Origin of the sequence: Phytohabitans kaempferiae (assembly GCF_042433955.1) — a bacterium.
In the GTDB taxonomy this organism is placed as follows: Bacteria; Actinomycetota; Actinomycetes; order Mycobacteriales; family Micromonosporaceae; genus Phytohabitans; species Phytohabitans kaempferiae.
In genome coordinates, this window is sequence record NZ_JBHLUH010000056.1 from 231,695 (window position 1) to 257,083 (window position 25,389).

Annotated in this window: 26 protein-coding genes; 11 read left to right on the forward strand and 15 right to left on the reverse strand. The window is 71.8% G+C overall.

The genetic code is table 11. The features are described 5' to 3' along the window. Window positions 1-3: 3 nt before the first annotated feature. From ACFFIA_RS26510 to ACFFIA_RS26535, 6 genes are all read right to left on the reverse strand, one after another. Complete coding sequence (locus tag ACFFIA_RS26510; protein WP_377255179.1) at window positions 4-1,209, reverse strand: NAD(P)/FAD-dependent oxidoreductase; 1,206 nt, start codon at window positions 1,207-1,209, stop codon at window positions 4-6. Then, on the reverse strand, window positions 1,206-2,402 hold the full coding sequence (locus ACFFIA_RS26515) for a cytochrome P450 (RefSeq protein ID WP_377255181.1): 1,197 nt from the start codon (window positions 2,400-2,402) through the stop codon (window positions 1,206-1,208). Before ACFFIA_RS26515 ends, ACFFIA_RS26510 begins: the two co-directional genes overlap by 4 nt. Window positions 2,403-2,422: 20 nt before the next feature. After that, window positions 2,423-3,721, reverse strand: a complete 1,299-nt coding sequence (locus ACFFIA_RS26520) for a cytochrome P450 (RefSeq protein WP_377255184.1) — start codon at window positions 3,719-3,721, stop codon at window positions 2,423-2,425. A gap of 124 nt (window positions 3,722-3,845) precedes the next feature. Further along, window positions 3,846-4,688 (reverse strand): acetoacetate decarboxylase family protein, encoded by an 843-nt coding sequence (locus tag ACFFIA_RS26525; RefSeq protein ID WP_377255187.1) that lies wholly within the window; start codon window positions 4,686-4,688, stop codon window positions 3,846-3,848. 10 nt (window positions 4,689-4,698) lie between these two features. After that, entirely contained in the window at window positions 4,699-5,970 is a 1,272-nt protein-coding gene (locus ACFFIA_RS26530; RefSeq protein WP_377255189.1) for a cytochrome P450, read from the reverse strand. Between the two features lie 7 nt (window positions 5,971-5,977). Then, window positions 5,978-6,217 (reverse strand): ferredoxin, encoded by a 240-nt coding sequence (locus ACFFIA_RS26535; protein WP_377255191.1) that lies wholly within the window; start codon window positions 6,215-6,217, stop codon window positions 5,978-5,980. Between the two features lie 96 nt (window positions 6,218-6,313). Between ACFFIA_RS26535 and ACFFIA_RS26540 the strand changes: the two genes are divergently transcribed. Genes ACFFIA_RS26540 through aceB form a run of 3 tightly spaced genes read left to right on the forward strand, consistent with a single transcriptional unit; the run spans window position 6,314 to window position 9,326 of the window. Further along, window positions 6,314-6,985, forward strand: a complete 672-nt coding sequence (locus tag ACFFIA_RS26540) for a TetR/AcrR family transcriptional regulator (RefSeq protein ID WP_377255193.1) — start codon at window positions 6,314-6,316, stop codon at window positions 6,983-6,985. Beyond that, window positions 6,978-7,706 carry an IclR family transcriptional regulator gene (locus tag ACFFIA_RS26545; RefSeq protein ID WP_377255195.1) on the forward strand — a complete coding sequence of 243 codons (729 nt, stop codon included), beginning with the start codon at window positions 6,978-6,980 and terminating at the stop codon, window positions 7,704-7,706. The genes ACFFIA_RS26540 and ACFFIA_RS26545 overlap by 8 nt, the downstream gene beginning before the upstream one ends. A gap of 54 nt (window positions 7,707-7,760) precedes the next feature. Beyond that, window positions 7,761-9,326, forward strand: coding sequence for a malate synthase A (gene aceB, locus ACFFIA_RS26550; protein WP_377255198.1), 1,566 nt, complete (start codon window positions 7,761-7,763; stop codon window positions 9,324-9,326). An 89-nt stretch (window positions 9,327-9,415) separates the two neighbouring features. Here aceB and ACFFIA_RS26555 read toward each other — a convergent pair whose 3' ends face one another. The 3 genes from ACFFIA_RS26555 to ACFFIA_RS26565 all read right to left on the reverse strand — a co-directional run bounded on the left by ACFFIA_RS26555 (window position 9,416) and on the right by ACFFIA_RS26565 (window position 12,452). Beyond that, window positions 9,416-10,180 (reverse strand): enoyl-CoA hydratase/isomerase family protein, encoded by a 765-nt coding sequence (locus ACFFIA_RS26555; RefSeq protein ID WP_377255200.1) that lies wholly within the window; start codon window positions 10,178-10,180, stop codon window positions 9,416-9,418. A gap of 1 nt (window position 10,181) precedes the next feature. Then, window positions 10,182-11,204 (reverse strand): LLM class flavin-dependent oxidoreductase, encoded by a 1,023-nt coding sequence (locus tag ACFFIA_RS26560; protein ID WP_377255203.1) that lies wholly within the window; start codon window positions 11,202-11,204, stop codon window positions 10,182-10,184. 96 nt (window positions 11,205-11,300) lie between these two features. Beyond that, window positions 11,301-12,452: an acyl-CoA dehydrogenase family protein gene (locus tag ACFFIA_RS26565; RefSeq protein ID WP_377255206.1), complete on the reverse strand. Its 1,152-nt coding sequence runs from the start codon at window positions 12,450-12,452 to the stop codon at window positions 11,301-11,303. Between the two features lie 47 nt (window positions 12,453-12,499). On the opposite strand from ACFFIA_RS26565, the gene ACFFIA_RS26570 reads away from it, so the two are divergent. Beyond that, on the forward strand, window positions 12,500-13,267 hold the full coding sequence (locus ACFFIA_RS26570) for an SDR family NAD(P)-dependent oxidoreductase (protein WP_377255209.1): 768 nt from the start codon (window positions 12,500-12,502) through the stop codon (window positions 13,265-13,267). 39 nt (window positions 13,268-13,306) lie between these two features. On the opposite strand, the gene ACFFIA_RS26575 is transcribed toward ACFFIA_RS26570, so the two are convergent. Genes ACFFIA_RS26575 through ACFFIA_RS26590 form a run of 4 tightly spaced genes read right to left on the reverse strand, consistent with a single transcriptional unit; the run spans window position 13,307 to window position 18,200 of the window. After that, window positions 13,307-14,503 (reverse strand): CaiB/BaiF CoA transferase family protein, encoded by a 1,197-nt coding sequence (locus tag ACFFIA_RS26575; RefSeq protein ID WP_377255211.1) that lies wholly within the window; start codon window positions 14,501-14,503, stop codon window positions 13,307-13,309. Then, on the reverse strand, window positions 14,500-15,378 hold the full coding sequence (locus tag ACFFIA_RS26580) for an HpcH/HpaI aldolase/citrate lyase family protein (protein WP_377255214.1): 879 nt from the start codon (window positions 15,376-15,378) through the stop codon (window positions 14,500-14,502). The genes ACFFIA_RS26575 and ACFFIA_RS26580 overlap by 4 nt, the downstream gene beginning before the upstream one ends. Continuing rightward, the gene (locus tag ACFFIA_RS26585) at window positions 15,375-17,015 is read right to left on the reverse strand and encodes an ATP-dependent acyl-CoA ligase (protein WP_377255217.1); all 1,641 of its coding nucleotides are present in this window, start codon (window positions 17,013-17,015) and stop codon (window positions 15,375-15,377) included. Before ACFFIA_RS26585 ends, ACFFIA_RS26580 begins: the two co-directional genes overlap by 4 nt. A gap of 12 nt (window positions 17,016-17,027) precedes the next feature. After that, a complete protein-coding gene (locus tag ACFFIA_RS26590) occupies window positions 17,028-18,200 on the reverse strand; it encodes an acyl-CoA dehydrogenase family protein (protein ID WP_377255220.1) in 1,173 nt (390 codons plus the stop codon). A 61-nt stretch (window positions 18,201-18,261) separates the two neighbouring features. Between ACFFIA_RS26590 and ACFFIA_RS26595 the strand changes: the two genes are divergently transcribed. The 3 genes from ACFFIA_RS26595 to ACFFIA_RS26605 are packed head-to-tail and all read left to right on the forward strand — an operon-like array spanning window position 18,262 to window position 20,962. Next, on the forward strand, window positions 18,262-19,428 hold the full coding sequence (locus ACFFIA_RS26595) for a thiolase family protein (RefSeq protein ID WP_377255223.1): 1,167 nt from the start codon (window positions 18,262-18,264) through the stop codon (window positions 19,426-19,428). Between the two features lie 17 nt (window positions 19,429-19,445). Then, window positions 19,446-20,204 (forward strand): SDR family NAD(P)-dependent oxidoreductase, encoded by a 759-nt coding sequence (locus ACFFIA_RS26600; RefSeq protein ID WP_377255226.1) that lies wholly within the window; start codon window positions 19,446-19,448, stop codon window positions 20,202-20,204. Continuing rightward, a complete protein-coding gene (locus ACFFIA_RS26605; RefSeq protein WP_377255229.1) occupies window positions 20,201-20,962 on the forward strand; it encodes a crotonase/enoyl-CoA hydratase family protein in 762 nt (253 codons plus the stop codon). The genes ACFFIA_RS26600 and ACFFIA_RS26605 overlap by 4 nt, the downstream gene beginning before the upstream one ends. Before the next feature lie 8 nt (window positions 20,963-20,970). Here ACFFIA_RS26605 and ACFFIA_RS26610 read toward each other — a convergent pair whose 3' ends face one another. Then, window positions 20,971-21,759 carry an amidohydrolase family protein gene (locus ACFFIA_RS26610; protein ID WP_377255232.1) on the reverse strand — a complete coding sequence of 263 codons (789 nt, stop codon included), beginning with the start codon at window positions 21,757-21,759 and terminating at the stop codon, window positions 20,971-20,973. 109 nt (window positions 21,760-21,868) lie between these two features. On the opposite strand from ACFFIA_RS26610, the gene ACFFIA_RS26615 reads away from it, so the two are divergent. From ACFFIA_RS26615 to ACFFIA_RS26630, 4 genes are all read left to right on the forward strand, one after another. Further along, window positions 21,869-22,210 carry a YchJ family protein gene (locus ACFFIA_RS26615; RefSeq protein ID WP_377255234.1) on the forward strand — a complete coding sequence of 114 codons (342 nt, stop codon included), beginning with the start codon at window positions 21,869-21,871 and terminating at the stop codon, window positions 22,208-22,210. Between the two features lie 166 nt (window positions 22,211-22,376). Then, a complete protein-coding gene (locus ACFFIA_RS26620; protein ID WP_377255236.1) occupies window positions 22,377-22,757 on the forward strand; it encodes an Mth938-like domain-containing protein in 381 nt (126 codons plus the stop codon). 43 nt (window positions 22,758-22,800) lie between these two features. Beyond that, window positions 22,801-23,967, forward strand: a complete 1,167-nt coding sequence (locus ACFFIA_RS26625; RefSeq protein ID WP_377255239.1) for a S1 family peptidase — start codon at window positions 22,801-22,803, stop codon at window positions 23,965-23,967. A 37-nt stretch (window positions 23,968-24,004) separates the two neighbouring features. Next, window positions 24,005-24,172, forward strand: coding sequence for a hypothetical protein (locus ACFFIA_RS26630; protein WP_377255242.1), 168 nt, complete (start codon window positions 24,005-24,007; stop codon window positions 24,170-24,172). 147 nt (window positions 24,173-24,319) lie between these two features. Here ACFFIA_RS26630 and ACFFIA_RS26635 read toward each other — a convergent pair whose 3' ends face one another. Next, window positions 24,320-24,985, reverse strand: a complete 666-nt coding sequence (locus tag ACFFIA_RS26635; RefSeq protein ID WP_377255245.1) for a UdgX family uracil-DNA binding protein — start codon at window positions 24,983-24,985, stop codon at window positions 24,320-24,322. Between the last annotated feature and the right edge of the window lie 404 nt (window positions 24,986-25,389).

Here is a 25,389-nt window from a genome sequence, read left to right on the forward strand (position 1 = left end):
TCATTAGGCAGCCGCGAGTTCGCGGACGGCGCCGGCCACCTCGGCGAACGAGTCACCGGACATCAGCCGGCCGCGCAGGGCCAGCACCTGCTTGGGCCGGCCGATGCCGAGCACGGCGGTGGTCCGCTTACCGTCGCCGTACGCGGCCAGCAGCGACCGGCCGTCGGCGCAGACGCGCGTCTCGACCTCGTCGCCGGGCCGGGGCAGGCCGAAGCACTGCAACTTGGTGCGGCACTGGTCGCTCCAGAAGTAGTGCAGCGGGTCGAGCGGCTGCCGGGCCTCCCGCGCGGCGAGCAGGTTGCCGGCCACGGCGAGCGCCTGGGCCGCGGTGGTGGTCCAGTGCTCGACCCGCGCCGGCGCCGCCGAGCTTGGGTAGCGCCAGGCGGCCGCGTCGCCCACCGCGTACACGCCCCGGGCCGAGGTCTCGCCGAACGCGTCGCACACGATGCCGTCGGCCAGTTCCAGGCCGGAGTCGGCCAGCCAGTCCACGGCCGGCCGTACCCCGACGCAGACCGCCACCACGGCGGCCTCGACGGTCTCCGCGGCGGAGAGCACCAGCCGGTACTCGTCGCCGAGTCGCTGGACGTCGGAGACCGCGACGCCGCAGCGCACGTCGACACCGTCGGCGGCCTGGAGGTCGCGGACGTGGCCGCCGACCGCCGGACCGAGCACCCCGTGCAGCGGGGTCGGCGCGGTCTCGACCAGCGTCACCGGAGTGCCGGTCGCGGCGGCGGCCGAGGCGATCTCGCACCCCATGAAGCCGCCGCCGACGATCGCCAGCTTCTCGTGCTTGAGGATCGCCTGGCGCAGCCGCACGGCGTCCGTATACGTGCGGACGGTGTGCCCGACGTCGGCGAACAGCGGCAGGTGCCGCGGCGTGGTGCCGGTGGCGAGCACCGCCGAGGTGTACGGGACCTCGGTGCCGTCGTCCAGGACCACCGCCCGGCCGGCCACGTCGAGCCGGGCCGCGCGGCGACCGAGGACCAGGTCGCACAGGTCCGCGTACGCGTCAGGCGCGCGCAGGTACGGCGGCTCCAGCAGCCGATGCTGGTCGAGCAGCTGCTTGGAGAGCGGCGGCCGGTCGTACGGGACCACCTGCTCGTCGCTGACCAGCGTGATCGCGCCGCGGTGGCCGAGGCGGCGCAGGGCCTCGACGGTACGCAGCCCGCCCAGCCCACCGCCGACGACGACGATCCGCTCCCCGGTCACGCCGACCAGACCAGCGGCAGCGAACGCAGGCTCAGCTGGTGGCCACGCTCGATCAGCTCGGTGCCGGGCGCCAGCTCGTACTCCGGGATCTGCCGGTGCCACTCGCGCACCACGACCTCGATCTCGTGACGGGCCAGGTGCATGCCGAGGCAGCGGTGTACGCCGGCGCCGAAGCCGAGGTGGTGGCCGGTGTTCTCGCGGTCCAGCCGGAACTCGTCCGGGCACTCGAACTTGCGCGGGTCGCGGTTGGCCGAGGCGACGCCGAGCCAGACGATGTCGCCGGCCTTCATCGGCAGGCCGTGGAAGTCGATGTCCTTCACCACCAGCCGCCCCTCCTGGAGGATCAGCGAGTAGAGGCGCATGAACTCCTCGATGGCCCGGGGCACCAGGCCCGGGTCGTCGACGAGCCGCCGCCGGTCCTCGGGGTGCGTGGCGAGGTGGGCGAAGACGTAGCCGAGGCCGCTGCGGGTCGTGTCCAGCCCGGCCGTGACGAGCGACAGGCAGACCGTCTTGAGGTCATCCTTGCTCAGCCACCCCGGCCCGTGCTCGGGGTGCAGCATCCGGCTGAGGAAGTCGGTCTCCGGGTCGCGTGGGCCGCTCCGCCGGTCTTCGATCGCCCCGTCGAAGTAGTCGAGGATCGACGCGACCGCCGCCTCGGCCTCCGGTCCTTTGTAGAGGTTGCTGAAGAGCGCGTCGACCCAGCCCAGGAACTTCGGGCCGTCCTCGACCGGCATGCCGATCGTGGCCAGGAACATCTCGGTGGGGTACCGCAGCGCGAAACCCTCGACCAGGTCGGTCCCGCCCAGCGGCGCCACCTCCTCGACCAGCTCCCGCGCGCGCTGCCGGGCCAGGGCGTCCAGACCGCGCACGGCGGCCGGCGAGAACCAGCGGTTGAGTACCCGCCGCAGCCGCACGTGCTCCTCGCCGTCCAGGTTGTTGGGCATGAAGCGCATCTTGCGGTCCGGGCTGAGCGCGTTGGAGACCGCGTTGGAGAAGTACTCCGGCATCTGGATGGCCTCCAGCACATGCTCGTACCGAGTGATCATCCAGAATGGACGGTTGGTGGAGTCGTTGAAGTAGAAGGGCGCCGCCTCGCGCTCGGCGGACGCCGTGGCGTAATGCGAGAGGATCGGGCCGTCGTGGCGGTAGTCGGTGTGGCTGACCGGGCAGCCGAGCGGTTCGGTGGAGGTCACGACGTTCCTACCTTCCATGCCTAACGGATCACCAGCGGCAGGTGGATCAGGGCCCGCGCGATGTGCCGGTCCTGGAACACCAGCTCGCCGGAGGGGTCCAGGTCGACGGTCGGGAAGCGGGTCACCAGTTGCTTGAGGACGACCTGTCCCTCCAGCCGGGCCAGCGTCGAGCCGAGGCACCGGTGGATGCCGCCGCCGAAGGCCAGGTGCGGGTTGGGTCGCCGGGTGAAGTCGATGCGGTCCGGGTCGGGGAAGACCGCGGGGTCACGGTTGGCCGCGCCGATCAGGGCCACCGCAGCCTCGCCCCGGCGCAGCAGCCGGCCGCCGATCTCCACGTCCTCGTAGATCCAGCGCGGCGGCGGGGCCTGCGCCGGGCTGACCCAGCGCAGCAGCTCCTCGGTCGCCGGTACGACCAGCCGGTCCGGGTCGGCGGCCAGCTCGTCGAAGCGGTCGCGTTGCTGGAGCAGGCCGAGCGCGCCGACGCCGAGCAGCCCCATCGCCGGGGACTGCCCGGCCTGAAGCAGCGTGGAGATGGTGCCGTACAGCTCCGGCTCGGACATCCGCTCCTCGTCGGCGGCGGCCACGATCGCGCCGATGACGTCGTCCACCTCGCCGCGCCGGCGCGCCGCGAAGAGCCCGTCGAGGTAGCCAGCGAACCCCTCGGCGCCCTCGGCCGCCACGATCACGCGGTCGAACGAGCCGTCAACGTCGAAGCCCTGCATCAGCCGGTCGGAGAGGCCGAGCACGTGCTCGCGGTCCTCCGGCGGCACGCCCATCAGCTCGGACATCACGATCAGCGGCAGCCGGTGGGCGAGCATCGCGGCGAAGTCGAACCGCCCGGTGCCGGACGCCTCGGCCTCCATCTCGTCGAAGAGCCCGGAGACGATCTCCTCCAGGCGCGGGCGGAAGGCCGCCACGCGCTGCGGTGTGAAGTAGCCGGCGATGACCGCACGGACGCGGGCGTGGTCCGGGTCGTTCATCGCGGTCAGGAACGACCTGCGCAGCGCGAAGTAGGACTGCGTCTCGGGCGGCGCGCCGGCCCCGAAGTCCCAGCCGAGCCCGGCTGGCGTGGCGCCGAGCGCCTCCGGCCGGTCCACGCTGAGCCGGAACAGCGCCGAGCAGTCGGCGTGCCGGAAGAGGTACCAGAGGCCGGGCAGTCGCGGGTCGCTGGGGAGCCCCCAGTGCACCGGGTCGTGCGCCCGGTACTCGGCGAACAGCGGGAACGGGTCCTTCGCGTGGTCGAGCGCCAGGTCGAACCGGGCAAGCACGTTGCCCTCGAGGTTGGCCGCGCTGCGGTCGGCGTCGATGACGAAACTCATCGCCTACCCCTCCCTTCGCCGTTAGATCAGGTTAATGATGCACATAGAATTGGGTCAAGGATCTTCCCCGGACAAGCCGCGACCCAGCGGACGCCGCGGCGCCCGCCGACCTACGGGCCGCTGGTCAGTCGAGTACGCGCATGTCGTCGCGGAGGTCGTTGGTCAGCTTGACGAAACGCGTCAGCGTCGCGCCGAGCTGCTCGACCTGTGGCAGGTCGGCCAGGCCGTTGACCACCTGGGCGAAGGTCGGCAGGTCCTCCCAGCGGGCCCGGGTCCAGTCGACCCGCCCGGCACCGCTCCAGCGGTCGAGGATCTTCTGCTGGTACACGCCGGCCGGGATCATGATCACTTCTTCGACCGAGGCCTTGCCGACCTCGGCCGTGCTCGGGATGTACTTGTAGTTGAACCTCGGCCGCTGCGCGATGCCGGTCGACGAGTCGGCGAAGTCGGTGCTCTCCTCCCGGTCGTACGGCCAGTCGCCGAGCGTCACGCCCTCGGCCCGCAGGCGACCGAACTCGAACCCCTCCCAGCTCGCCGTGCAGATCAGGTCACCGTCCACGCTGGCGGGTTCGGGCACGTCGGCGAAGAGCTTGGGATGCCCGGCCTCGTCGCGGCCCACGATGATCGGGTCGGCCTTGCTCTCCCACATCACCGCGACGAAGTCGCCCTCGGTCTCGCCGGCCGAGCCGCGGTGCACCGCGCGGAAGAGCACCTCGAAGTAGTTGTAGGCGCGGCCGGCCAGCCACGGGAAGCCCAGGTTGTGCAGTACCCGTACGGTCACCACCGGGTCGGGCGCGGGCACGAACGGCGGCGGCAGCACGGCGGCCAGGCGCTCAGGGTCGGTCCGGTACGCGCAGGTGACCAGGTTGGTGCGGCTCGGCTCGCCGGTGAACCGGCGTCCGTCGGGGCCCTGCCGGGGACCCAGCGACGGGCCGAACCCGATCGGCATCCGGTACATCTCGACCATTGCGTACCTCCTAAACGCGTACGGGGCAGCGGCTGGCGGCGCCCGAGTCGGACGGGCGCCCGTGCAGCACGACCGGGAAGCGGGCGAACCGCATGGTCGCGGTGTTGTCGCGGAAGATCGGCGGGTCGGTGGGGTCGATGGCGGGCGCGTACCGCAGCACCTCGTGCAGCAGCCGGGTCAGTACGCCGGCCGGGATGTCGTCGCGGTCGACCGAGCCGTTGCCCGCGCCGACCGCCACCTGCCGGCCCAGGCAGGTGTGCGCCCCGTCGCCGAAGGCCAGCCCGTACGCGGTGGTGCGCGGCGGAAGCGGCCGGTACGGGTCGAACTCCCCCGCGGTCGGCCCGAACACGCTCTCGTCGCGGTTGGCCGCGTTGAGGTCGAGCAGGAGCTGCTCCCCCGCCGCGTACGTACGCCCGCTGGGCAGCGTGACGTCCTCCAGAGCCAGCCGCAGCAGCGCCGGTACGGTCGGATGCAGCCGCAGCCCTTCGCTCACCGCCCGTTGCAGGAACGACAGGTCGCCCGCCTTGGCCCGGTCGCCGGGATGGCGCGCGAAGTGCCGCAGCACCTCCTGGAGCACGTGCGGCGCGAGGTGCGTGGTGGTGTTGGCCGACGCGGTGACGTAGAAGACCACCTCGCGCAGCAGCTTCTCGTCCTCCCAGTCGCCGTAGTTGCGCAACAGCAGCGTGATGAGGTCGTTGGGCACGGCGGCCTCGTCGATCTCGCCTCGCGCGGCGGCCGCCAGCATGGCCGCACGGCGGCGGCGGGCCGGCCCGAAGAAGCGCTCGCCGAACCGGTCCTTCGCGGCCACGGCGGCGGCGACCACCGCCTCCCGGTCGTGGATGGCCCACTCGGCGGAGGAGCCCTCGCCGAAGTGCTCGGCCAGCTCGCGCACCTCCTCGACCTCGGCCGGGTCGTCGAGGCCGTCGACGCCGACCACCTTCGCGGTCACGCGCAGCAGCGCCGTGCGCATCACGTCCATGATGTCGACCTTGGGGATCGGGTCGGGGCCGGCGAGCGCCGCGTCGAGCTGCTGGCGCAGGGACGGCACCACGGTGCGCAGCTCGTAGTCCATCAGCTGGGCCCGGGAGAACATCACCACCTCGGTGCGCCGCCGCTTGAGGTGCTCCTCGACGCTGAGCGTCATCAGCGTGCCCTCCAGCAGCGGACCGCTGACCCGGACGAACATCGACGGCCAGAACCCGTACGAGCGCAGCACCTCCTGCACCTCGTGGTACGCGGCGACGCGGGTCATCCCGGCGTGTTCCTCGATGGCCTGTGTCATGGCGTCCTCAGCTTTCCCTCGCTGCCGAAAGCTTTCCTTCGATGACGATCGCCAACTCCGGGCAGCTCGCCTCGGCCGCCCGCGCCCCGTCGAGATCGGCGGGCGCCAGCTCGCGTGCCGCGGCCACCGCCTTGCCGTCGTCCTGGAACTCGAAGAGAGCGGGGGCCGTCACGACGCAGACGCCGTGGCCCTGACAACGCTCGGTTTCCACGTGGACTCTCACGGGCGTCCTCCAATAAACGAACACGACCGTACGTTTCGGAGACTACGAGGAAGATCCGTTCGGGGCAATAGGTACGCCGGTGGGAGCGCGGCCGGCGGCCGGTGAGCCATACTCGGCGGCATGAAACGGAGCGCCACGGCTGAGGGCGTCATGCGCAGCATCGCGAGCGCGGACGGCCGCCTCCTGCGCAGCGACGGCCGACGCAACCGCGACCTGGTGGTCCACGCCGCACTGGAGATCTTCGCCGAAAACGGGATGCTCGGCACCGTCGAGCAGATCGCGACCCGCGCCGGGGTCAGCCGCACCACGGTCTACCGCAGCTTCCCGACCCGACAGGCGTTGCAGATCGCGGTCGCGACAAGCCAGTTCGCGCAGATCCACCGGATCGCGCTGGACGCGCAGCAGCGGTCCGCCGGCAGCGGGGTCGGGCTGGTCGACTTCGTCTTCGGCGCGTTCGAGTACAACCAGGCCAACCGGCTCTACCTCGAGCTGTTCGCGGGGCGCCCGACGCCGGAGATGGTCGAGGTGCACAGCGCGTCGCGGCGCACGATCGCCGAGCTGACCGACGAGGCCCGCATGGCCGGCGTGATCCGCCCCGAGGTGACCGACGAGGACGTCGCGTTCTTCTGTGGCGGCATGTCCTGGCGGCTGGCCACCGACCGCGCGACCACTCAGAACGACTGGCGGCGCATCGCGCGGTTCGTCCTCGTCGGGCTCGGCGTACCCGACGAGCTGCTGCCGCCCCGGCGCGTCCCGCACGCCCACCTCGACCCCAGCGTGGCCGATGCCTGACGAGGCCGCGCCGGTGCAGTCGATCCTGCGCGCGTTCCAGTTGCTGGAGGCGCTCGCGGCGGCCGGCGGTACGGCGTCGGTGACCGAGCTGCGCGACGCGTCGAAGCTACCGGTGTCCACGATCCACCGTCTGCTTCGGACGCTGGTCGCCGCCGGATACGTGCGGCAGGAGGCAAACCGGACGTACGCGCTGGGCATGAAGGTCGCCCGGCTCGGCGAGGCCACCGGCCACCTGGTCGCCCGCTGGGCCACCCCGCACCTCCAGCGGGTCGTGGACCGGCTCGACGAGAGCGCCAACCTGGCCAAGCTCGACGGCCAGCACGTGGTGTACGTGGCGCAGGTGCCCGGCCGCCACTCGATGCGGATGTTCACCGAGGTCGGCCGCCGGGCCGGCGTACACACGACCGCGGTGGGCAAGGCGATGCTGGCCCAACTGCCCGAGCGCCGGGCGCGCACGCTGGTCGAGCACGGGCCGAGGTCGCCCGAGTCGCTGCGGGCCGAGCTCGACCGGGTACGCGGCGACGGCTACGCGATCGACGACGAGGAAGAGGAGCCCGGCGTCAAGTGCGTCGCGGTGGCGCTCCCCCCGGTCGACCTTGCCGTGCCCATGGCGGTGTCGATCTCCGGCCCGGTGACCCGGATGACGGACGACCTGGTCCGCTCCGCCGTACCGGTACTGGCCGCGGCGGCGTCCACATTGGCAGCCGAGTTTTCCACCTAATGGAAAAATCGATCCTCGTTGCGGAAAAGCGGCGGGTACCTCAGGATGGGGGCCATGTCCGCTCAGGTTGTCGCCCCTCTGCATGACCGCTACGACGAGATCCTCACGGCCGACGCGCTGGCGTTCCTGGCCGACCTGCACCGGCGCTTCGAGGCGAGGCGGCGCGAGCTGCTGGCCGAGCGCGACCGGCGGTACGCGGAGCTGGCCGCCGGCGGCACGCTCGACTTCCTCCCCGAGACCAAGGACATCCGCGAGGACGACTCGTGGCGCGTCGCGCCGCACGCCCCCGGCCTGGTCGACCGCCGCGCCGAGATCACCGGCCCGACCGACCGGAAGATGACGATCAACGCGCTCAACTCCGGCGCTCGCGTGTGGCTCGCCGACTTCGAGGACGCGAACACGCCGCTCTGGGAGAACATGGTCGAGGGCCAGCTCAACCTGCGCGACGCCATCGACCGCACGATCAGCTTCACCTCGCCCGACGGCAAGGTGTACGAGCTGCGCGGCGAGTCGGCCACGATCGTCGTACGCCCGCGCGGCTTGCACCTCACCGAGAAGCACATCCTGGTCGACGGCGAGCGGATGGCCGGCGCGCTGGTCGACTTCGGGCTCTACTTCTTCCACTGCGCGCGGCGGCTGATCGACGCCGGTGTCGGGCCGTACTTCTACCTGCCCAAGCTGGAGGGGCACCGCGAGGCCCGGCTGTGGAACGACGTCTTCACGCACGCACAGTCCACTTTGGGCATCCCGCACGGCACGATCCGGGCCACCGTGCTGATCGAGACCTACCCGGCCGCGTTCGAGATGGACGAGATCCTGTACGAGCTGCGCGACCACTCCGCCGGCCTCAACGCGGGCCGGTGGGACTACATGTTCTCGGTCATCAAGAAGTTCCGCACGCGCGGCGACGACTTCCTGCTCCCCGACCGCAATTCGGTGACCATGACCGTGCCGTTCATGCGCGCGTACACCGAGCTGCTCGTGCGCACCTGCCACCGGCGCGGCGCGCACGCGATCGGCGGCATGGCGGCGTTCATCCCCAGCCGCGACGAGGCGATCAACACGGCCGCGTTCGAGAAGGTGCGCGGCGACAAGACCCGCGAGGCGGGCGACGGCTTCGACGGCTCGTGGGTCGCGCATCCGGCGATGGTGGGGCTCTGCACCGAGGTCTTCGACGCGGTGCTCGGCGACCGCCCGCACCAGGTCGACAACACGCGCGACGAGGTGCGCGTGACCGCCGGGCAGTTGCTCGACGTGCGCGCGACTCCGGGCGCGGTGACCGAGGCCGGCCTGCGCGGCAACATCGGCGTCGGCGTGCGCTACCTGGAGTCCTGGCTGCGCGGCACCGGGGCGGTCGGCATCAACAACCTCATGGAGGACGCCGCCACCGCCGAGATCTCCCGCTCCCAGGTGTGGCAGTGGCTGCACAACGGGGTGCGGCTGGACAGCGGCCAGGTGGTGACCCGCGAGCTGGTCGAGCGGCTGCTCGACGAGGAGCTGGCCACCATCCCGCAGGACGGCGGCCGGTGGGCGGACGCCCGCGCGCTCTTCACCGAGATGGCGCTCTCCGACGACTTCGCGGAGTTCCTGACCATCCCCGCGTACGAGCGGATGCCCTAGCTCAGCCCGTGCGTGGCGGCGGAGAATGCGGCCGCGGGAGCGGCGGTCTTGACCACGGCGGGCGTCGCGGTAGCCCAAAATCTCTTGTTTCAGGCCGGATCGGGGAAGCGTGGGGGGCGCTTCTCCAGGAAGGCGTTGGCGCCCTCCACCATGTCGGGGCTGCCGACCGCCTGCACCAGCATGCCCACGCCGGTGCTGAAGGAGTCGCGGGCCGCGTTCCACCAGATGTTCGAGCTGGTCTTGGTGATCTCCAGGTAGCGCGGGCTGAGCGCCTCGATCTCGGCGCAGATCTCGCCGACCCGCTCCTCCAGCGCGCCGTCGTCCACGACCTCGTTGACCAGGCCCAGCGCCAGGGCCTGGTCCGCGCTGTACCGGCGGCACAGCATGGCCATCTCCTTGGCCCGCTTCTCGCCGATCTGGATCGAGAGCACGTTGGTCGCCCCGGTGACCGGCGCGCTCCCGACCCGGGGTCCGGTCTGCCCGAACGTCGCCGAGCGGGTCGCCACCGCCAGGTCGCAGGCGACCACGAGTTCGTTGCCGCCGCCGGCCGCCGCCCCGCCGATCGCGGCGATCACCGGGCGCGGGCACTGCCGCACCGCGTCGAAGAGGCGCAGCGAGGCCCGGTACAGCCCGCGCATCGCCTCGACGGTCGGCCGGGCCAGGCCGGTGAGCGCGCCGCCGGCGCAGAAGCTGCCGCCCGAGCCGGTGATCACCACCGAGCGCGCGCTCGACGCCGCCTCCAGCGCGTCCGCTATCGCGTGGGCCATCGGCGCGTCGTACGCGTTGCGCCGCTCCGGCCGGTTGAGCCGGATCCACACCGTCGAGCCGCGCCGCTCGACCTCGACGTCCGCCACGTCACTCTCCTCCGGTCTTCTGGAAGTGGGGCAGCACCTCGTCCTTGAAGAGGGCGAGAGTGCGCAGGACCCGCTCCTGGGGCAGGTCGTACCACTGCATGCGCAGGATCACGTACGTCACGCCGAGACCGGCCAGCTCCTTCAGCCGGCGCACGCACTCCTCCGGCGTGGTGAACAGGTACGAGTGGGCCGCCACGTCGTCGGCCGCCCGCGCGTCGGTCAACTGCCGGTAGCTCTCGGTCGCGTCCGGGGCGTTGAACGCGCTGTACGCCTGGGTCAGCGCGCCGCGCGCCCGCCGGCCGGTCGCCATCGCCCGCTCCGGGTCGGGGTCGAGCACCAGCTCCCGGCGTACGACCACGTCCCGCTCGCCGGTCGCGCCGGCCGCCTCCAGTTCGGCCCGGTACCAGCGCAGCACCGTCTTCAGCCGGTCCGGCGTGACGTGCGGCGGGATGATCCACGCGTCGCCGAGCCGGGCCGCCCGCCGGGCCCCGGCGCGGTGCGCGCCCGCGCCGACCCAGATCGGCGGCCCGCCCGGGCGTACCGGCGGCAGGCTGATCCGCTGGCTCCTCAGCGCGTAGTGCCGCCCGGCGAAGTCGACCGGCTCGCCTGTCCACAGTGCACGGACGATCGCCACCGACTCCTCGTACCGGGAGACCCGCTCGCCCAGCGGCACGCCGAACGACTCGAACTCGTTCTCCCGGTACCCCATCCCGAAGCCGGCGACCGCGCGACCGCCGCTGATGTGGTCGAGCGTCGCGTACGTCTCGGCCACCTCGACGGGATGGTGCAGTGGCAGGATCAGCATGTTGGTGCCGACGGTCATCTCACCGGCGTCGGCGGCGAGCGCGGCGAGCACCGGGATCGGCTGGAGCGTCGGCATGTTGCCCAGGTAGTGCTGCAACATCCACACCGAGGAGAAGCCGGCCTCGGCGGCCGCCGCCACCTGCTCGCGCATCGGGGCGATGAGGTCGGCCGGGCGCGGGGACGGCGGGAAGTCGTTCTGGATCGCGAGCCCGAAGCGCACGTCACACCTCCGGTCTAGGCGTATTTCATAAGGTCTAGGCGTATTTCATAAGGGTCGGTCGGGCCGCGGGCCGGGCATGCTCCTGTGAGACACGCCCTAGTCGGAGAAGCGCCGCACCAACTGCTTGGCGAGCGCGTCGAGCAGCACCTCGGTCGAGCCCTCGTAGATCCGCATCGGCCGCGCCTCGCGGTAGAGCCGCTCGATCGCCGAGCCGCGGACCAGGCCGAAGCGCCCCATCACCTGTACGCAGCGATCCACGACCCGACCGGCGGTCTCGGTCGCGCCGATCTTGGCCATGGTGGAGAGGTGCAGCCCTTCGCCCGGGTCGCGCGCGGCCGCCGCGGCGGCGCGGTAGACGAGCGCGCGGGCCATCTCGATCTCCGTCCAGCAGGTGGCCAGCATCGCGGGTACCGGGCCGAGCCGCGCCAGCGTCGTCCCGAACTGCTCGCGGCCGGTCGCGTGGCGTACCGCCTCCCGCAGCGCCGCCTCGGCCATCCCGACCGCGGCGCCGGCCACCGATACGCGGAACGTCGCGAGCGTGTCCAGCACCGGCCGGAAGCCCTTCCCCGCCACGCCGACCAGGTGGTCCGCCGGCACGCGTACGCCGTCGAGGACGACGTCGCCGAGCACGTGTGGGGCGATGATCTGGTACGGCTTCAGCACCGTCACGCCCGGCGTGTCGGCGGGCACCAGCACCAGCGAGTACCCGTCGCCGTCCCGGGCCAGCATCGTGTAAACGTCGGCGTCACCGGCGTTCGTGATGAACGACTTGCGCCCGTCGAGCACCAGGTCGCCGCCGTCCCGGGTGAGTGTGGTGGTGATGGCGCGCAGGTCCGACCCCACGTCCGGCTCGGTCAGCCCGAGCGCGGCGATCGCCTCCAGCCGCCCGATCGGGCCGAGCCACCGCTCCCGCACCGCGGGCGAGCCGCCGACGCCGATCGCGTGGCTGCCGATGCCCTGCATGGCGAAGAGCGAGTCCAGGTGGGCGCTGGTCGCGGCGAGCTGCTCGCGGACCACGGTGACGGCGAGCGAGTCGACCCGCTCGCCGCGGCCGCCGTACTGGCCGGGCACGGTCAGCGCCGTCAGGCCGCTCCTCGCGAGGGCGGCACGCATGTGTGGGTCGATGTCGTCCCGCTCGTCCGCCTCGGCGGCCCGGTCACGCACCGAGTCGGCGAGGGCCCGGGCCTCGGCCCGCAGTGCGAGGTACGACTCCGGCAACTCGAAGAGCACCGCATCCCCTTTCGCCATGATCCATGATTACCATAACAAGGAATACCGCTCTGGAAGGAGCCCCAATGTCCTCGCCTTACGCCGGTACCCCCTTCGACCTCACCGGAAAGGTCGCGCTGGTCACCGGCGGCAGCCGCGGGCTGGGCGCGCGGATCGGGCTCGGCCTGGCCCGGGCCGGCGCGGACATCGTGGTGGCCAGCCGCGACCTGGAGTCGTGCCGCCGCCAGGCCGACCTGATCACGGCGGAGACCGGCCGGGCGGCGCTGCCGTACGGCGTCCACGTCGGACACTGGGACGAGCTGCCCGGCCTGGTCGACGCCGCGTACGAGCGCTTCGGCCACGTCGACGTGCTGGTCAACAACGCCGGCATGTCCCCGCTCTACGACACTCTCGATTCGGTCAGCGAGGCCCTGTTCGACAAGGTGATCGGGGTCAACCTCAAGGGCCCGTTCCGCCTCTCCGCCCTGGTCGGCGCGCGGATGGCGGCCGGCGAGGGCGGCAGCGTCGTCAACATCTCCAGCGGCGTCGCCCTGCGCCCGCGGGCCGGCGTGCTGCCGTACGCGGCGGCCAAGGCGGGGCTCAACAACCTCACGGTCGGGCTCGCCCACACATACGGCCCGTCGGTGCGCTGCAACGCGATCGTCTGCGGCACGTTCCTCACCGACGTGAGCCGGCACTGGGACGCCGAGGCGTTCGCCGCCCGGGCCGCCACCTTCGCGCTGCGCCGGGGCGGCCAGCCCGACGAGATCGTGGGCACCGTCCTCTACCTCGCCTCAGACGCGTCCAGCTTCACCACCGGCGCCCTGATCACGGTCGACGGCGGCCAACCCTGACCTACCGCGACGCCCGTCGCGGTCCAGGCCGGTCACGGCTCAGGCCAGGGCGCTGGCGGCGCGCAGTGCGGCGCGGTCGGCGACGGACAGGTCGAGCAGCTCTTCCAGAACCTCGTCGGTGTGTTGGCCGATTTCCGGGACGCCGTCGTACGCGGGGCCGGCCGAGCTGGCCAGGTGCAGCACGGGGCCGGGCATGAGCACCTTGCCGAGCACGTCGTTGCCGGTCAGCTCGACCAGCGTGCGCTCCCGGAAGTGGGGGTCGGCCAGGATGTCGCGGGCGTCGTTGACGGCCGACGCGACCACCTCGTGCTTCTCCAGGATCGCCAGGATCTCGTCCCGCGGGCGGCTGGCGACCCACGCGCTCACCTCGGACTGGATCGCGTCGTTGTTGGCCATCCGGGCGACGTTGGTGGCGAACCGCGGGTCGGCCAGGATGTCGGGGCGGCCCATGGCGGCGAAGAGGCGTTCGGCGATGGTCTGGTTGGAGGCCGCGATGGAGAGCCATCCGCCGTCGGCCGCCTGGTAGATGCCGCGCGGTGAGGCCGAGCCGGTGCCGTTGCCGACCCGGCCCTGGATCTCGCCGCTGGCCTGGTACTTGAGGAGCATGTCGCCGACGATGAACATCAGCGGCTCGTAGAGCGCCACGTCCACCACGTCGCCGGTGCCGGTGCGCTCGCGGCGGAAGAGCGACATGGCGGTGCCCATCGCGGCGGCGATGCCCGCGATCGAGTCGGCGAAGCCGAAGGGCGGTGACGTCGGGGGCGTCTCCGGCCAGCCGTTGATGTACGCGAAGCCGCTGCCGGTCTCGGCCACCGTGCCGAAGCCGGGCCGCTCCCGGTAGGGGCCGGTCTGCCCGAAGCCGGAGACCCTGGTGAGCACGAGGCCGGGGTTGTCCGCGGCGAGTACGTCGTAGCCGAGCCCCCAGCTCTCCAGCCGGCCGGGGCGGAACGACTCGATCACGACGTCGCAGCGGGCGGCGAGGCGGCGTACCAGAGCGCGCCCCTCCGGCCGGCGCAGGTCGATGGCGACCGACCGCTTGCCCGCGTTGAGCCGGCTGAAGCCGAGCGACAGGCCGTCCTTGCGCGGGGTCCACTGGCGGGCGTAGTCGCCGGTGCCGGGCGGCTCCACCTTGATCACCTCGGCGCCGAAGTCGCGCAGCATGCGGCCGGCGGTCGGCGCGGCGTACATTGTGCCGAGTTCGAGGACCCGGACACCGGCGAGCGGTGCTTCCCTCACCGGTCACCTCCATGCAGGGCGAGCCACTCCAGCGCGGTCTCGTAGTGGGCGCGGTCGATGTGTACGCCGGCGTAGCGGGCCGCGCCGGCGCCCTCGGCGACCGCCTTCTCGTACGCCTCGACCAGGCCGCGGTGGAACTCGATCCCCTCGGCGCTGGGACCGAAGACCTCGTTGATCACCGGTACGTGGCGCGGATGAATCGCGATCATGCCACGGAAGCCGAGCCGGCGGCCGCGCGTGGCGAAGTCGCGCAGGCCGTCCAGGTCGTCCAGGCGCTCCCACAGGCCGGTCACCGGATGGATGCCCGCGCCCCGGCAGGCCAGCAGTACGCGGCTGCGCAGGTAGAGCGTCTCGTCGCCGCCGGGCGTCCACTCGAAGCCCACCGCGCGCGTGATGTCGGCGTGCTCGGCGGTCGGCCCCACCATCGCGCCGACCCGCAGGCCGGCGGCGATCGCCTCGCAGCGCTGGATCGCCGCCACCGTCTCGACCGGCACCAGCAGCTCCAGGCCGGTGACGCCGTTGCGCCGCTCGAAGTGGTCGAGCAGCGCGTCGAACCGGATCACGTCGGAGGCGTCGGCCACCTTGGGCGCGAAGACGAAGTCGAGGCCGGGCACCACGACCTCTTCCAGATCGGCGCCGGCGAGGCCGGTGGCGAGCGGGTTCACGCGTACCCCGATGCCGATCTTGGCGTCGGCGGCGCGCAACCGCGCCACGGATGCGGCGACCACCGCGCGCGCCGCGGCCTTCTCGCCGTCGGGGACGGAGTCCTCCAGGTCGAGTACGACCGCGTCGGCACCGGAGGCGGCCGCCTTCTCCGCCCAGGTCGTCCGGTGGCCTGGCACGAACAGGATCGAGCGGTACGGGCGCATCGTCATCCCTTCGCCCAGGTGGTCCGGTCGCCGGTGTCCGGGGTGATGCCCTCCTCGCGAAGCGCGGCCTTGCGTACCTTCTCGCTCGGCGTCTTGGGCAGCGCGTCGACGAACCGCACGAACCGGGGCGTGGCGAACGTCGGGATCTTGCCGGCGCAGAACTCCCACAGCTCGCCCGCGGTGACCGGCGCGTCGGTGACCACGACCGCCATCACCTCGTCCTCCCCCGCCTCCACGCCGGCCGGTACGCCGATCACCGCGCACTCGCGCACGGCCGGATGCTGGAGGATCGCCTGCTCCACCTCGTACGAGCTGATGTTCTCGCCGCGCCGGCGCAGCGCGTCCTTGTACCGGTCGACGAAGTAGTACCAGCCCTCCTCGTCGCGGCGCAGCGCGTCGCCGGTGTGGAACCACAGGTTGCGCCACGCCTCGGCGGTCTTCTCCGGCATGTTGTAGTAGCCGAGGCTGCACGTCCACGGATGCTTGTAGCGGACCACCAGCTCGCCCACCTCGCCGACCGGCACCTCGCGGTCGGTGTCCGGGTCGACCAGCCGGGCCTCGAACCACTCGCTGGCCAGCAGCCCGGCCGCGCCCGGCGGGCGGATCTCGCCGTACGGCGACAGGATCGGCGCGCTGGTCTCGGTGAGCCCGAACGCGTCGACGAACGCCTCGACACCGAAGCGCTCCATGAACGGCCGCAGGATCGAACTCGCGGTCGGCGCGGCGTACACGCAGCGCAGCCGGTTGTCGGCGTCGTCCCAGCGGGGTTCGGTCTTCCAGACGAAGTCCATCATCACGCCGATGAGGTTGGTGACCGTCACCGCGTCGTCGCGCACGTGGTCGATCCACCGCCGGGCGCTGAACTTGCGCCGCACCACGACGCGCGCGCCCGCCACGATCGCCGGGTACGCCGCCATGAACTGTGCGTTGCCGTGGAAGAGCGGCGTGGTGGTCAGGTACGTGTCGTCGGCGGTGAGCCGGGTCAGCCAGACGACCTCCTGGCCGAAGAAGTACATCTGCGCGTGCGGCATCGCCACGCCCTTGGAGGGGCCGGTCGTGCCGGAGGTGAAGAAGATCGAGGCGAGGCTGGTCGGCGACGGGGCGGGCAGCTCCAGCCGCTCGCCGTCCAGCAGCCGCTCCCAGCGGTCGGCCCGCCAGCCGTTGGTACGCAGCAGCTCGATCGCCTTGTCGGCCTGCCCGGTATCGATGACCCAGAAGTGCTCGATGTCGCGGGCGTGCTCGGCGATGGCCACGAACCGCTCGGCGAACACGTCGTCGACCACCGCCCAGCGCGGCCGCACCGTCTGGCTCTGGTGGCGCAGGAACTCACCCTCGTACGCGGTGTTGATCGGCACCTCGACCAGCCCGCCGACCGCGGTGGCGAACCAGCTCCGGACGAACTGCGACGAGTTGGCGGCCATGACGAGGACCCGGTCGCCGGACTCCGCGCCGGCCGCGTACCAGGAGCCCGCGACGGCCTCGGCGTCGGCGAGCGCCTCCGCGTACGTCCACTGTGTCTCCTCGTCCGGGCAGACCAGCACGGTGGCGTGCGGGCGGGCCTCGGCCTGCGCGCGCAGCACGGCGGCGAGCGACCACTCGTCCTGCGGGAAGTTGGGGACTGTGCCGGTGTACTCCCTGACCATGTCTCGACCCCTCTAGCGCCGCTGGTCGAACGAGCGTCCGAGCATCTCCGAGACGATCCTGATCCGCTGCATCGTCGGCGTACCGCCGGCCAGCGCCCAGCCGTGCGCGTCGCGGTGCAGCCGCTCGATGCCGTACTCCTCGGTGTAGCCGTTGCCGCCGTGCAACTGCATCGCCAGGTCGGAGACGCGCTTGGCCATCTCGTTGGCGGTGCACTTGGCCAGCGACACCTCAAGCGGTACGGGCATGCCGGTGCCGGCGTGGTGCGCCGCCCGCAGCAGCAGCTGTCGAGCCGCCTCCACCTGCATCATCATGTCGGCGAGGGTGAGCTGGATGTTCTGGAACTCGACCAGCGGCTTGCCGAACTGGATCCGGTCCTGGGCATACCGCAGGCTGCGGTCGAGTGCCGCCTGACCGATAGCCAGACTCATCGTCGCGTTGCCGAGCCGCTCGATCGAGAACGCGGTGAACAGCTTGCGGAAGCCGCCGGCGCCGATCAGCAGGTTCTCCTCGGGCACCTCGACGTCGTCGAAGATCACGTCGGCGCTGGGGATGCCGCGGAAGCCCATCAGCCGCTCCGGCGGGCCGAAGCTGACGCCCGGGCGGTCGGCCTCCACGATGATCGCACCGATGCCCTTGGCGCCGGGCGCGTCGGAGATCCGCGCGTACACCAGGTAGCTGTCCGCCTCGCTGCCGTTGGAGATCCAGCGCTTGGCGCCGTTCACCGTGTACCGGCCGCCGGCGAGCTTGGCCCGCGTGGTCATGTCGGTGGCGGCGGAGCCAGCGTCCGGCTCCGAGATCGCCACGGCCATGGTCGTCTCGCCGCTGATGATCGACGGCAGGAACCGCTGCCGCTGCTCCTCGGTGCCGAGCTGGGCAACCACCTGCGCCGGTCCGGTATTCGCCTCGAAGACCTGGAACGCGGCCGGGCGGCACTCCTTGGCCAACTCCTCGATCACCACCAGGGCGTCGAGGACCGGCCGGCCGGAGCCGCCGTACCGCTCGGAGTGGGCGATACCGAGCAACCCGAGCGAGCCGAGGAACCGGCGCTCCTCGATCGGAAACCGGGTGCGCTCGCGATCCCATGCCTCCGCCTTGGGTGCGTATCGCTCGCGCGCCAGCTGGCGGGCCGCGTCCTGGATCTCCTCACGCCCCTCGTGCCAGGACGTGCCGTCAAGATTCGTCACATGCGCCTCCCTGCTATTGATGCTATTCGTATGCAGAGATAGTTTGTCAAGCATGGGAGCCATGCAGACGCGAAGCGTGATCGTCGACGCGGTCCGGTCACCGATGGGGCGGGGCAAGCCGGGAGGGGCACTGTCCGGCACGCATCCGGTCGACCTGCTGGCTGGCGTACTCACCGCGCTGGTGGAACGGACCGGCGTCGACCCGGCCACGGTCGACGACGTACTCGTCGGCTGCGTCGGCCAGAACCTCGAGCAGTCCGCGACCCCGGGCCGCCAGGCGTGGCTCGCCGCTGGCTACCCGGAGCACGTGCCGTCAGTGACGGTCGAGCGCAAGTGCGGCTCCGGGCAGCAGGCGATCGACTTCGCCCACTGGGGCATCGTCGCCGGCGCGTACGACCTGGCCATCGCGGGCGGTGTCGAGTCGATGAGCCGCGTGCCGATGGGCTCGGCCAGGGGCGACGCCGACCCGTTCGGCCCCGCCGTGCGCGGCCGCTATCCGGGCCTCGTGCCGCAGGGCGTCTCCGCCGAGCTGGTCGCCGAGAAGTGGAAGCTCCCCCGCCACGAGCTCGACGCCTTCGCGGCCCGCTCCCACCTGCTCGCCGCCCGCGCCGCCGAGCGGGGCGGCTTCCGGGACGAAATCGTGGCGGTCGCCGGCGTGACCGCCGACGAGACCATCCGTCCGGGTACGTCGGCGGAGGTGCTGGGCGGGCTCCGCACGACGTTCGACAGCGAACGGTACCGGGCGATGTTCCCCGCGCTGGACTGGAAGATCACCGCCGGCAACAGCTCCCAGCTCACCGACGGTGCGTCCGTGCTGCTGCTGGCGAGCGAGGAACGGGCCGCCGCGCTGGGACTGCGCCCGCGCGCCCGGATCGTCGCCTCGGCGGTCTGCGCGGACGACCCGGTACTGATGCTGACCGGCCCGATCCCGGCCACGCACAAGGTGCTGGCCAAGGCCGGACTCTCCATTTCGGACATCGACGCGGTCGAGGTGAACGAGGCGTTCGCGTCGGTACCGCTGGCCTGGCTCGCCGAGTTCGACCTGGACCCCGAGCGGCTCAACCCGCGCGGCGGGGCGATCGCGCTCGGCCATCCGCTCGGCGCGTCCGGCGCCCGGCTGATGACCACGCTCATCAACCATCTCGAACAGACCGGCGGCCGGTACGGCCTGCAGACCATGTGCGAGGCCGGCGGCATGGCCAACGCAACCATCATCGAGCGGCTCTGACTCTCGGGGAGGCTTCCTTGAAGATCGACCAGGCCAGTGCGGTCGTCACCGGTGGCGCCTCGGGGCTCGGCCTCGCCACCGCCAAACGCCTGCTCGCGGAGGGCGCGTCGGTGGTGATCGTCGACCTGCCCACATCCGCCGGCGAGGCGGTGGCCAAGGAGATCGGCGCGGTCTTCGCACCGGCCGACGTCACCGACCCGGGCGCGGTGGACGCGGCACTGGACGCCGCCGAGTCGGCGGGGCCGATCCGCGCGCTGGTGCACTGCGCCGGCCGCGGCGGCACGGTACGGCTGGTCGGCCGCGACGGCAGCCCCGGCGACCTGGAGCTGTACGAGAAGCTGGTGCGGATCAACCTGGTCGGCACGTTCAACGTGCTGCGGCTGACCGCGGCGCGGATGGCGGGCAACGAGCCGCTGGAGGGCGAGCGCGGCGTGTGCGTGCTCACCGCTTCGGTCGCGGCGTGGGAGGGGCAGATCGGCCAGATCCCGTACGCGTCCGCCAAGGCCGGCGTGGTCGGCATGACCCTCGTGGCCGCCCGCGACCTGGCCAGCCGGCTGATCCGGGTCGCCACCATCGCGCCCGGCATCTTCGACACGCCGATCCTCGACCGGTTCTCCGACACGATCAAGGACGGGCTGGCCCGCTCGATCCCGCATCCGGCCCGGCTTGGTCACCCCGACGAGTTCGCCCGGCTGGCCGCGCACATCGTGGACAACCCGATGATCAACGGCGAGACCATCCGGCTCGACGGCGCGGTACGGATGCAGCCCCGATGAGCGCCGTACGCACCGAAGAGCACGGCCGGATCCTGCTGGTCACCATCGACCGCCCCGAGGCGCGAAACGCGATCAACACGGCGGCGGCCGAGGGCATCGCCGCCGCGCTCACCGAACTCGACCAGCGCGACGACCTGAGCGTCGGCGTGCTCACCGGTGCCGGCAAGGGCTTCTGCGCCGGTATGGACCTCAAGGCGTTCCTGGCCGGCGAACGTCCGGCCGCGGAGGGCCGCGGCTTCGCCGGCATCGTGGAACGGCCCCCCGCCAAGCCACTGATCGCCGCGGTGGAGGGCTTCGCGGTCGCCGGCGGCTTCGAGATCGCGCTGGCCTGCGACCTCATCGTGGCCGCCGAGGACGCGAAGTTCGGCCTCCCCGAGGTACGCCGCGGACTGCTGCCCGGCGGCGGTGGGCTGCTGCGGTTGCCGACCCGCATCCCGTACGCCATCGCGCTCGAATGGATCCTGACCGGCAAGCTGGTGACCGCCCGCGAGGCACACGCCGCCGGCCTGGTCAACCGCCTCACCGAGACCGGCTCGGCGCTGGAGTCCGCGCTCGGGCTGGCACAGGAGATCGCGCGCAACGCACCGCTGGCCATCCGCGCGGCGAAGCGGATCGTGGTGGAGTCGCCCGCGTGGCCACCGGAGGAGGCGTTCGCCCGGCAGGCGGAGATCTACGAGCCGGTGCGCTCCTCCCAGGACGCGGTCGAAGGCGCGCGGGCCTTCACCGAAAAGCGCGCCCCCGACTGGCGAGGCGCTTAGACCTGAGGCTAGGCGAGGCCGAGCAGGCGGGCCAGCGTGCCGCCGAGGATCGCCTCCTCCTCGGCGGGCTCCAGGCCCAGGGAACGGATCGTGGCGATCTCGGCGGCCGGGTCGGCCATGGGCCAGTCGGAGCCGAAGACCATCCGGTCCGCGCCGTGCTGGCGGACGATGGCGCGCAGGCGGTCCGGGTCCAGTTCGGCCAGCCGCGGCGGCCAGGAGGTCTCCAGCACGATCGGCGAACCGAGCACCTCCGCCTCGGCCTCGTCGAGCCGGTGGTAACCGCCGTAGTGGCAGGCGATCAGCACCAGGTCGGGCACCGCGTCGCGCAGGATGCGGAGGTTTCGCGGCGCGCCGCGCTCGTTGGCGTCCGCGTCGCCGCCAGCACCGGCGTGCGTGATGACCACGACGCCGGCCTCGGCCAGCCCGCGCGCGATCTCGATGACCCGCGGGTCGGCCAGCGACAGGTCCTGGAAGAGCGGATGCAGCTTGACGCCGCCGATGCCGTTGTCGGCCAGCGAACGCAGGTTCTCCTCGACCGGGAGGTCCGGATGCACGGTGCCGAACGGGATCAGCCGCGTGCGGTCGATCGAGCCGATGAACTCGTTGGCGCGGCGGACGTGCCGGGCCGTGTTGGCGATGCCCAGGCAGACCCCGCGGTCGATGCCGGCCGTGTCCATGGTGCGGAGCAGCCCGCCGACGGTGCCGTCGAAGACCGGATCGAGCGCGGCCGGCCGGCTGGCCAGCACCTGCGGGGCGATGTGGTCGGGCCAGACGTGACAGTGCACATCGATGATCATTGGCAACCCCTTTTCAGGATAACCAATATCATAGATCATGCCCCCTGCCGGCGGCGACGGGCACGGGCCGGTGTCCGCCGGCGTCCGCGCCGCTGGGTAGCGTTGGCGGATGCGTGAGAACCCTGCCGCCAGCGCGCCGGACGACCGCGAGTGGCCGGCCACCGCCGAAGGGCTCATGCGTTCACGGTTCGAGGCGTTCCGCGACGGCGACGCGGCGTGGCTGCTCGCGAGCTGGCATCCGTCGACCCGGCCGGCGCGACTCGACCTGGCCGACAACCCGACCTGGCGGCGGCTCCAGATCGTCGACACCGTCGACGGCGGGCCGGACGACGCCGAGGGCGTCGTGGAGTTTCGCGCGTCGTACCTCGTCGACGGCGCCTCACGCGTGCGGCAGGAGCGGTCGAGGTTCGTGCGTGAGGGCGGCCGCTGGTACTACGTCGACGGCACGTGACCCGCACCGGCCGCCGCGCCCCCTACGCGGCGGCGTGCGTGTCGGGGTAGGCGCTCCAGCGGGATCCACCTTTCGCACACCGGGACGCGAAGTGCGCCCGCGCCGGGTAGCGGCGGTAGTAAGTTCTGGAGGCCTTTGCGAAAGCCCGACTCAAGTGGAGGATGCCGTGACCAGCGACGCGAACCGATCGCCGCGCATCCTGTCGATCTCGTGGGGTCAAATGGACGTCGAAGACCTGGGATCCGGCAAGGACTTCAAGCTCTATCCAGGCGGTGGCCGAGCGTGGGACTGGTCCGAGACCGGCACCGGCCACAGCCCAGGCATCCAGCCCGACGACGTCGAGGAACTCCTCGCCCACGGCGCCACGACCGTCGTACTGTCGCGCGGGATGCAGTTGCAACTCGAGGTGGACCCACGCACGCTCGACCTGCTCGACGAGCGCGGCATCACCGTACACGTGGCGGAGACGACCGAAGCCGTCCAGATCTACAACAACATCGCCAGCACAGAAGCCGCCGTCGCGGGGCTCTTTCACTCGACCTGCTGAGCGTGGCACGGTGATATGACAAATCCTTTATGTATTTACTTCGATGCGTTACGCCTATCCGGAGGTGATGCTGCGCAGGCTCGCTCACGTCGCCGCCGCGTCTCTACTGGCCACCGCCGGCCTGCTCGGCCCAGCCGGCCCGTCATCCGGCTCCGCGACCCCCGACCCGGCCGAAGCGCGCGGGCTGCTCGCCGCGATGGCGCGCGACCTGGGGCTCGACGCCGCCCAGGCCCACCGGCACCTCACCGCCGCCACGGTCACCGCACGCGCCGAGGCTGTCCTGCGCCCCGCCCTCGACGACCGGTTCGGCGGTGCCTGGGTCGACCCGGCCGGCCATCCGGTCGCCGCGGTCACCGATCCGGCCGACCTCGCCACCGCCCGAGCCACCGGCGCCCGGGCCCGGCTCGTCCGGTACACCGAGGTGGAACTCACGGCCACCGCCGCCCGGCTCGACCGCGCCGCCCGCACCGCGCCGGAGACCGTCACCGGCTGGTACGCCGACCTGACCACCAACCGGGTCGTCGTGACCGCGCTACCCGGCACGGCCACCGCCGCACACGACTTCGCCACCGCCGCCGGCGCCGCCCCCGCCGTGGTCAAGGTCGTCACCGAGTACGAGCGACCCGCTCCGCGCGCCAACGTCCACGGTGGAGACCCGTTCCGCACGTCGCTGGGCATCCGGTGTTCGGCCTCCTTCACCGTGGTCGGCGGTTTCCTCACCGCACGGCACTGCGTCGGCCGGGTCGGCGAGCCGGTGTACACGCTCGGCGGCCAGCGGATGGGCCAGGTCGCCGCGATCGGCCCGGTCACCTCCGACTACGCCTTCGTGCGGCTCGACCCCGGCTGGACCCCGGTGGGCAAGATCCGCGTGGGGGCGTCGCTCATCCCGGTGGCCGGCGCGACCTCCGCCCCGGTCGGCGCCGCCGTCTGCCGGTTTGGCAACACCACCGGCTGGCACTGCGGCACCGTACTGGCCAAGAACGTGACCGTCTACTACGCCGACGGCGTCATCTACGGGCTGACCAGGACCAACGTCTGCTCCGAGCCAGGCGACTCAGGCGGCCCGTTCATGGCCGGCTACCAGGCGCAGGGCACGACATCCGGCGGATCCGGCAACTGCAGCGTCGGCGGCGTGACCTTCTTCCAACCGGTCACGGTGCCGCTCTCCGCGCTCGGGCTGACCCTGCTCACCTCGCCGACGGCGGGGTAACCACCGATCCAGTACGACCTCTTGATCGCGGCGCGAGGTGAGCCAGGTCGTCGGCGAGTTTCTGGCCCGGTGGCTGGCGGGCGGCGACGAAATCGACGGCGTGCACGACGCCTCGATCACCGAGCGTTCACTCCGGGAGGGCAACGCCTTTGCGCGGCTGAACTACGGAATTAACAGCGGATCCTGCCGCTGCACTAACGTGTAGGTTCAATCCGTCGCGATCCTCGTGGGGCGACGTGGCCGCGTTTGCGGGATGAACGACCACGCCGCCACCTGACCCAACCTACCGCCGCCAAAGCACACCAACGCCTTGTGAAACCAGGACCACCGCCCGCCGCAGGCCGCCCTTGCCTCACCGTGCGAGCGCGTCGGCGGCGATCTTCAGGTCGGTGACCAAGCCCGCGTACGCCGCGTCCTGGTCATCAGCGCGCAGCACCGCCGACGGATGGATCGTGGCGAGGGCCTGAATCTCCGCCACCGGGAAATCCTCCGGACGCTGCGCCGACGCCGGCCACGGCAACAACCGGCCACGCGAACGGGTCACCCGAAACGCCGGCCCGAACAACGCCTTCGCCGCGGTTGCCCCCAACGCGACGATCAGCTCGGGCTTCAGCTGGGCGAACTCCGCCACCAACCACGGCCGACACGCCTCAATATGCACCCGATCCGGCGTCTGATGGATTCGCCGCTTACCCCGCACCTCAAAGCGGAAATGCTTCACAGCGTTGGTCAAGAAAATGATCGACGGATCGATACCCGCATCATCAACCGCTCCACGCAGCAGACGGCCAGCCGGACCCACGAACGGAAGACCCTTCCGATCCTCCACATCCCCCGGCTGCTCCCCCACCAACACCAACCGAGCATGCGCCGCACCACGACCAAACACCACCTGCGTCGCATCCGCGAACAGCTCACACCCACGACACCCGGCAGCCGCGGCCTTCAACTGGTCAAGACTGCGCGCCCTCGCCGGAACGAACTCCTGCGCCCCTACCGGCGCCTGCCCTGTCGCCATACCGCCGTTCTACCCGATCCCTCACAATCCACGCCCACCGCCCCGGCCACTGACGGCTCGGGGTCCGAACCTACCGCGACGCCGACCAGCGGACCTCGAGCCTCGACACCAGCTATGAGCAGGTGAACGTATCGTTGAGGCAGGCCGACGCAGCCGGGAGGCCGTTCAGCCACAACTTCAGCAAGGCCGGTACCGGCGTATGTCCAATCGGGGATCCATCGACATCGACGATCTGGCGCTCGAGATCGCCGGTGTCGAGTCGGTTACCCTACGGTTGGCGCCGTTAGGGAGGCCGACCAGTGGCGGTACGCGGCGGGGAGATCATCCTCGGCGCGCCTAACACTGTGGGCTCTCGACCGTCGGATACAAGATCGTCGCACCCGAGTCACCCGTCCCCAACGCCA

Excerpts from the sequence above, each read along its gene's own strand:
- ACFFIA_RS26540 (WP_377255193.1), top strand. The coding sequence starts at position 6,314 with ATGAAACGGAGCGCCACGGCTGAGGGCGTCATGCGCAGCATCGCGAGC.
- ACFFIA_RS26625 (WP_377255239.1), top strand. The coding sequence starts at position 22,801 with ATGCGTTACGCCTATCCGGAGGTGATGCTGCGCAGGCTCGCTCACGTC.
- ACFFIA_RS26615 (WP_377255234.1), top strand. The coding sequence starts at position 21,869 with ATGCGTGAGAACCCTGCCGCCAGCGCGCCGGACGACCGCGAGTGGCCG.
- ACFFIA_RS26580 (WP_377255214.1), bottom strand. The coding sequence starts at position 15,378 with ATGACGATGCGCCCGTACCGCTCGATCCTGTTCGTGCCAGGCCACCGG.
- ACFFIA_RS26520 (WP_377255184.1), bottom strand. The coding sequence starts at position 3,721 with ATGAGTTTCGTCATCGACGCCGACCGCAGCGCGGCCAACCTCGAGGGC.
- ACFFIA_RS26570 (WP_377255209.1), top strand. The coding sequence starts at position 12,500 with ATGTCCTCGCCTTACGCCGGTACCCCCTTCGACCTCACCGGAAAGGTC.
- ACFFIA_RS26530 (WP_377255189.1), bottom strand. The coding sequence starts at position 5,970 with ATGACACAGGCCATCGAGGAACACGCCGGGATGACCCGCGTCGCCGCG.
- ACFFIA_RS26565 (WP_377255206.1), bottom strand. The coding sequence starts at position 12,452 with ATGGCGAAAGGGGATGCGGTGCTCTTCGAGTTGCCGGAGTCGTACCTC.
- ACFFIA_RS26525 (WP_377255187.1), bottom strand. The coding sequence starts at position 4,688 with ATGGTCGAGATGTACCGGATGCCGATCGGGTTCGGCCCGTCGCTGGGT.
- ACFFIA_RS26605 (WP_377255229.1), top strand. The coding sequence starts at position 20,201 with ATGAGCGCCGTACGCACCGAAGAGCACGGCCGGATCCTGCTGGTCACC.
- ACFFIA_RS26585 (WP_377255217.1), bottom strand. The coding sequence starts at position 17,015 with ATGGTCAGGGAGTACACCGGCACAGTCCCCAACTTCCCGCAGGACGAG.
- ACFFIA_RS26635 (WP_377255245.1), bottom strand. The coding sequence starts at position 24,985 with ATGGCGACAGGGCAGGCGCCGGTAGGGGCGCAGGAGTTCGTTCCGGCG.
- ACFFIA_RS26610 (WP_377255232.1), bottom strand. The coding sequence starts at position 21,759 with ATGATCATCGATGTGCACTGTCACGTCTGGCCCGACCACATCGCCCCG.
- aceB (WP_377255198.1), top strand. The coding sequence starts at position 7,761 with ATGTCCGCTCAGGTTGTCGCCCCTCTGCATGACCGCTACGACGAGATC.
- ACFFIA_RS26595 (WP_377255223.1), top strand. The coding sequence starts at position 18,262 with ATGCAGACGCGAAGCGTGATCGTCGACGCGGTCCGGTCACCGATGGGG.
- ACFFIA_RS26545 (WP_377255195.1), top strand. The coding sequence starts at position 6,978 with ATGCCTGACGAGGCCGCGCCGGTGCAGTCGATCCTGCGCGCGTTCCAG.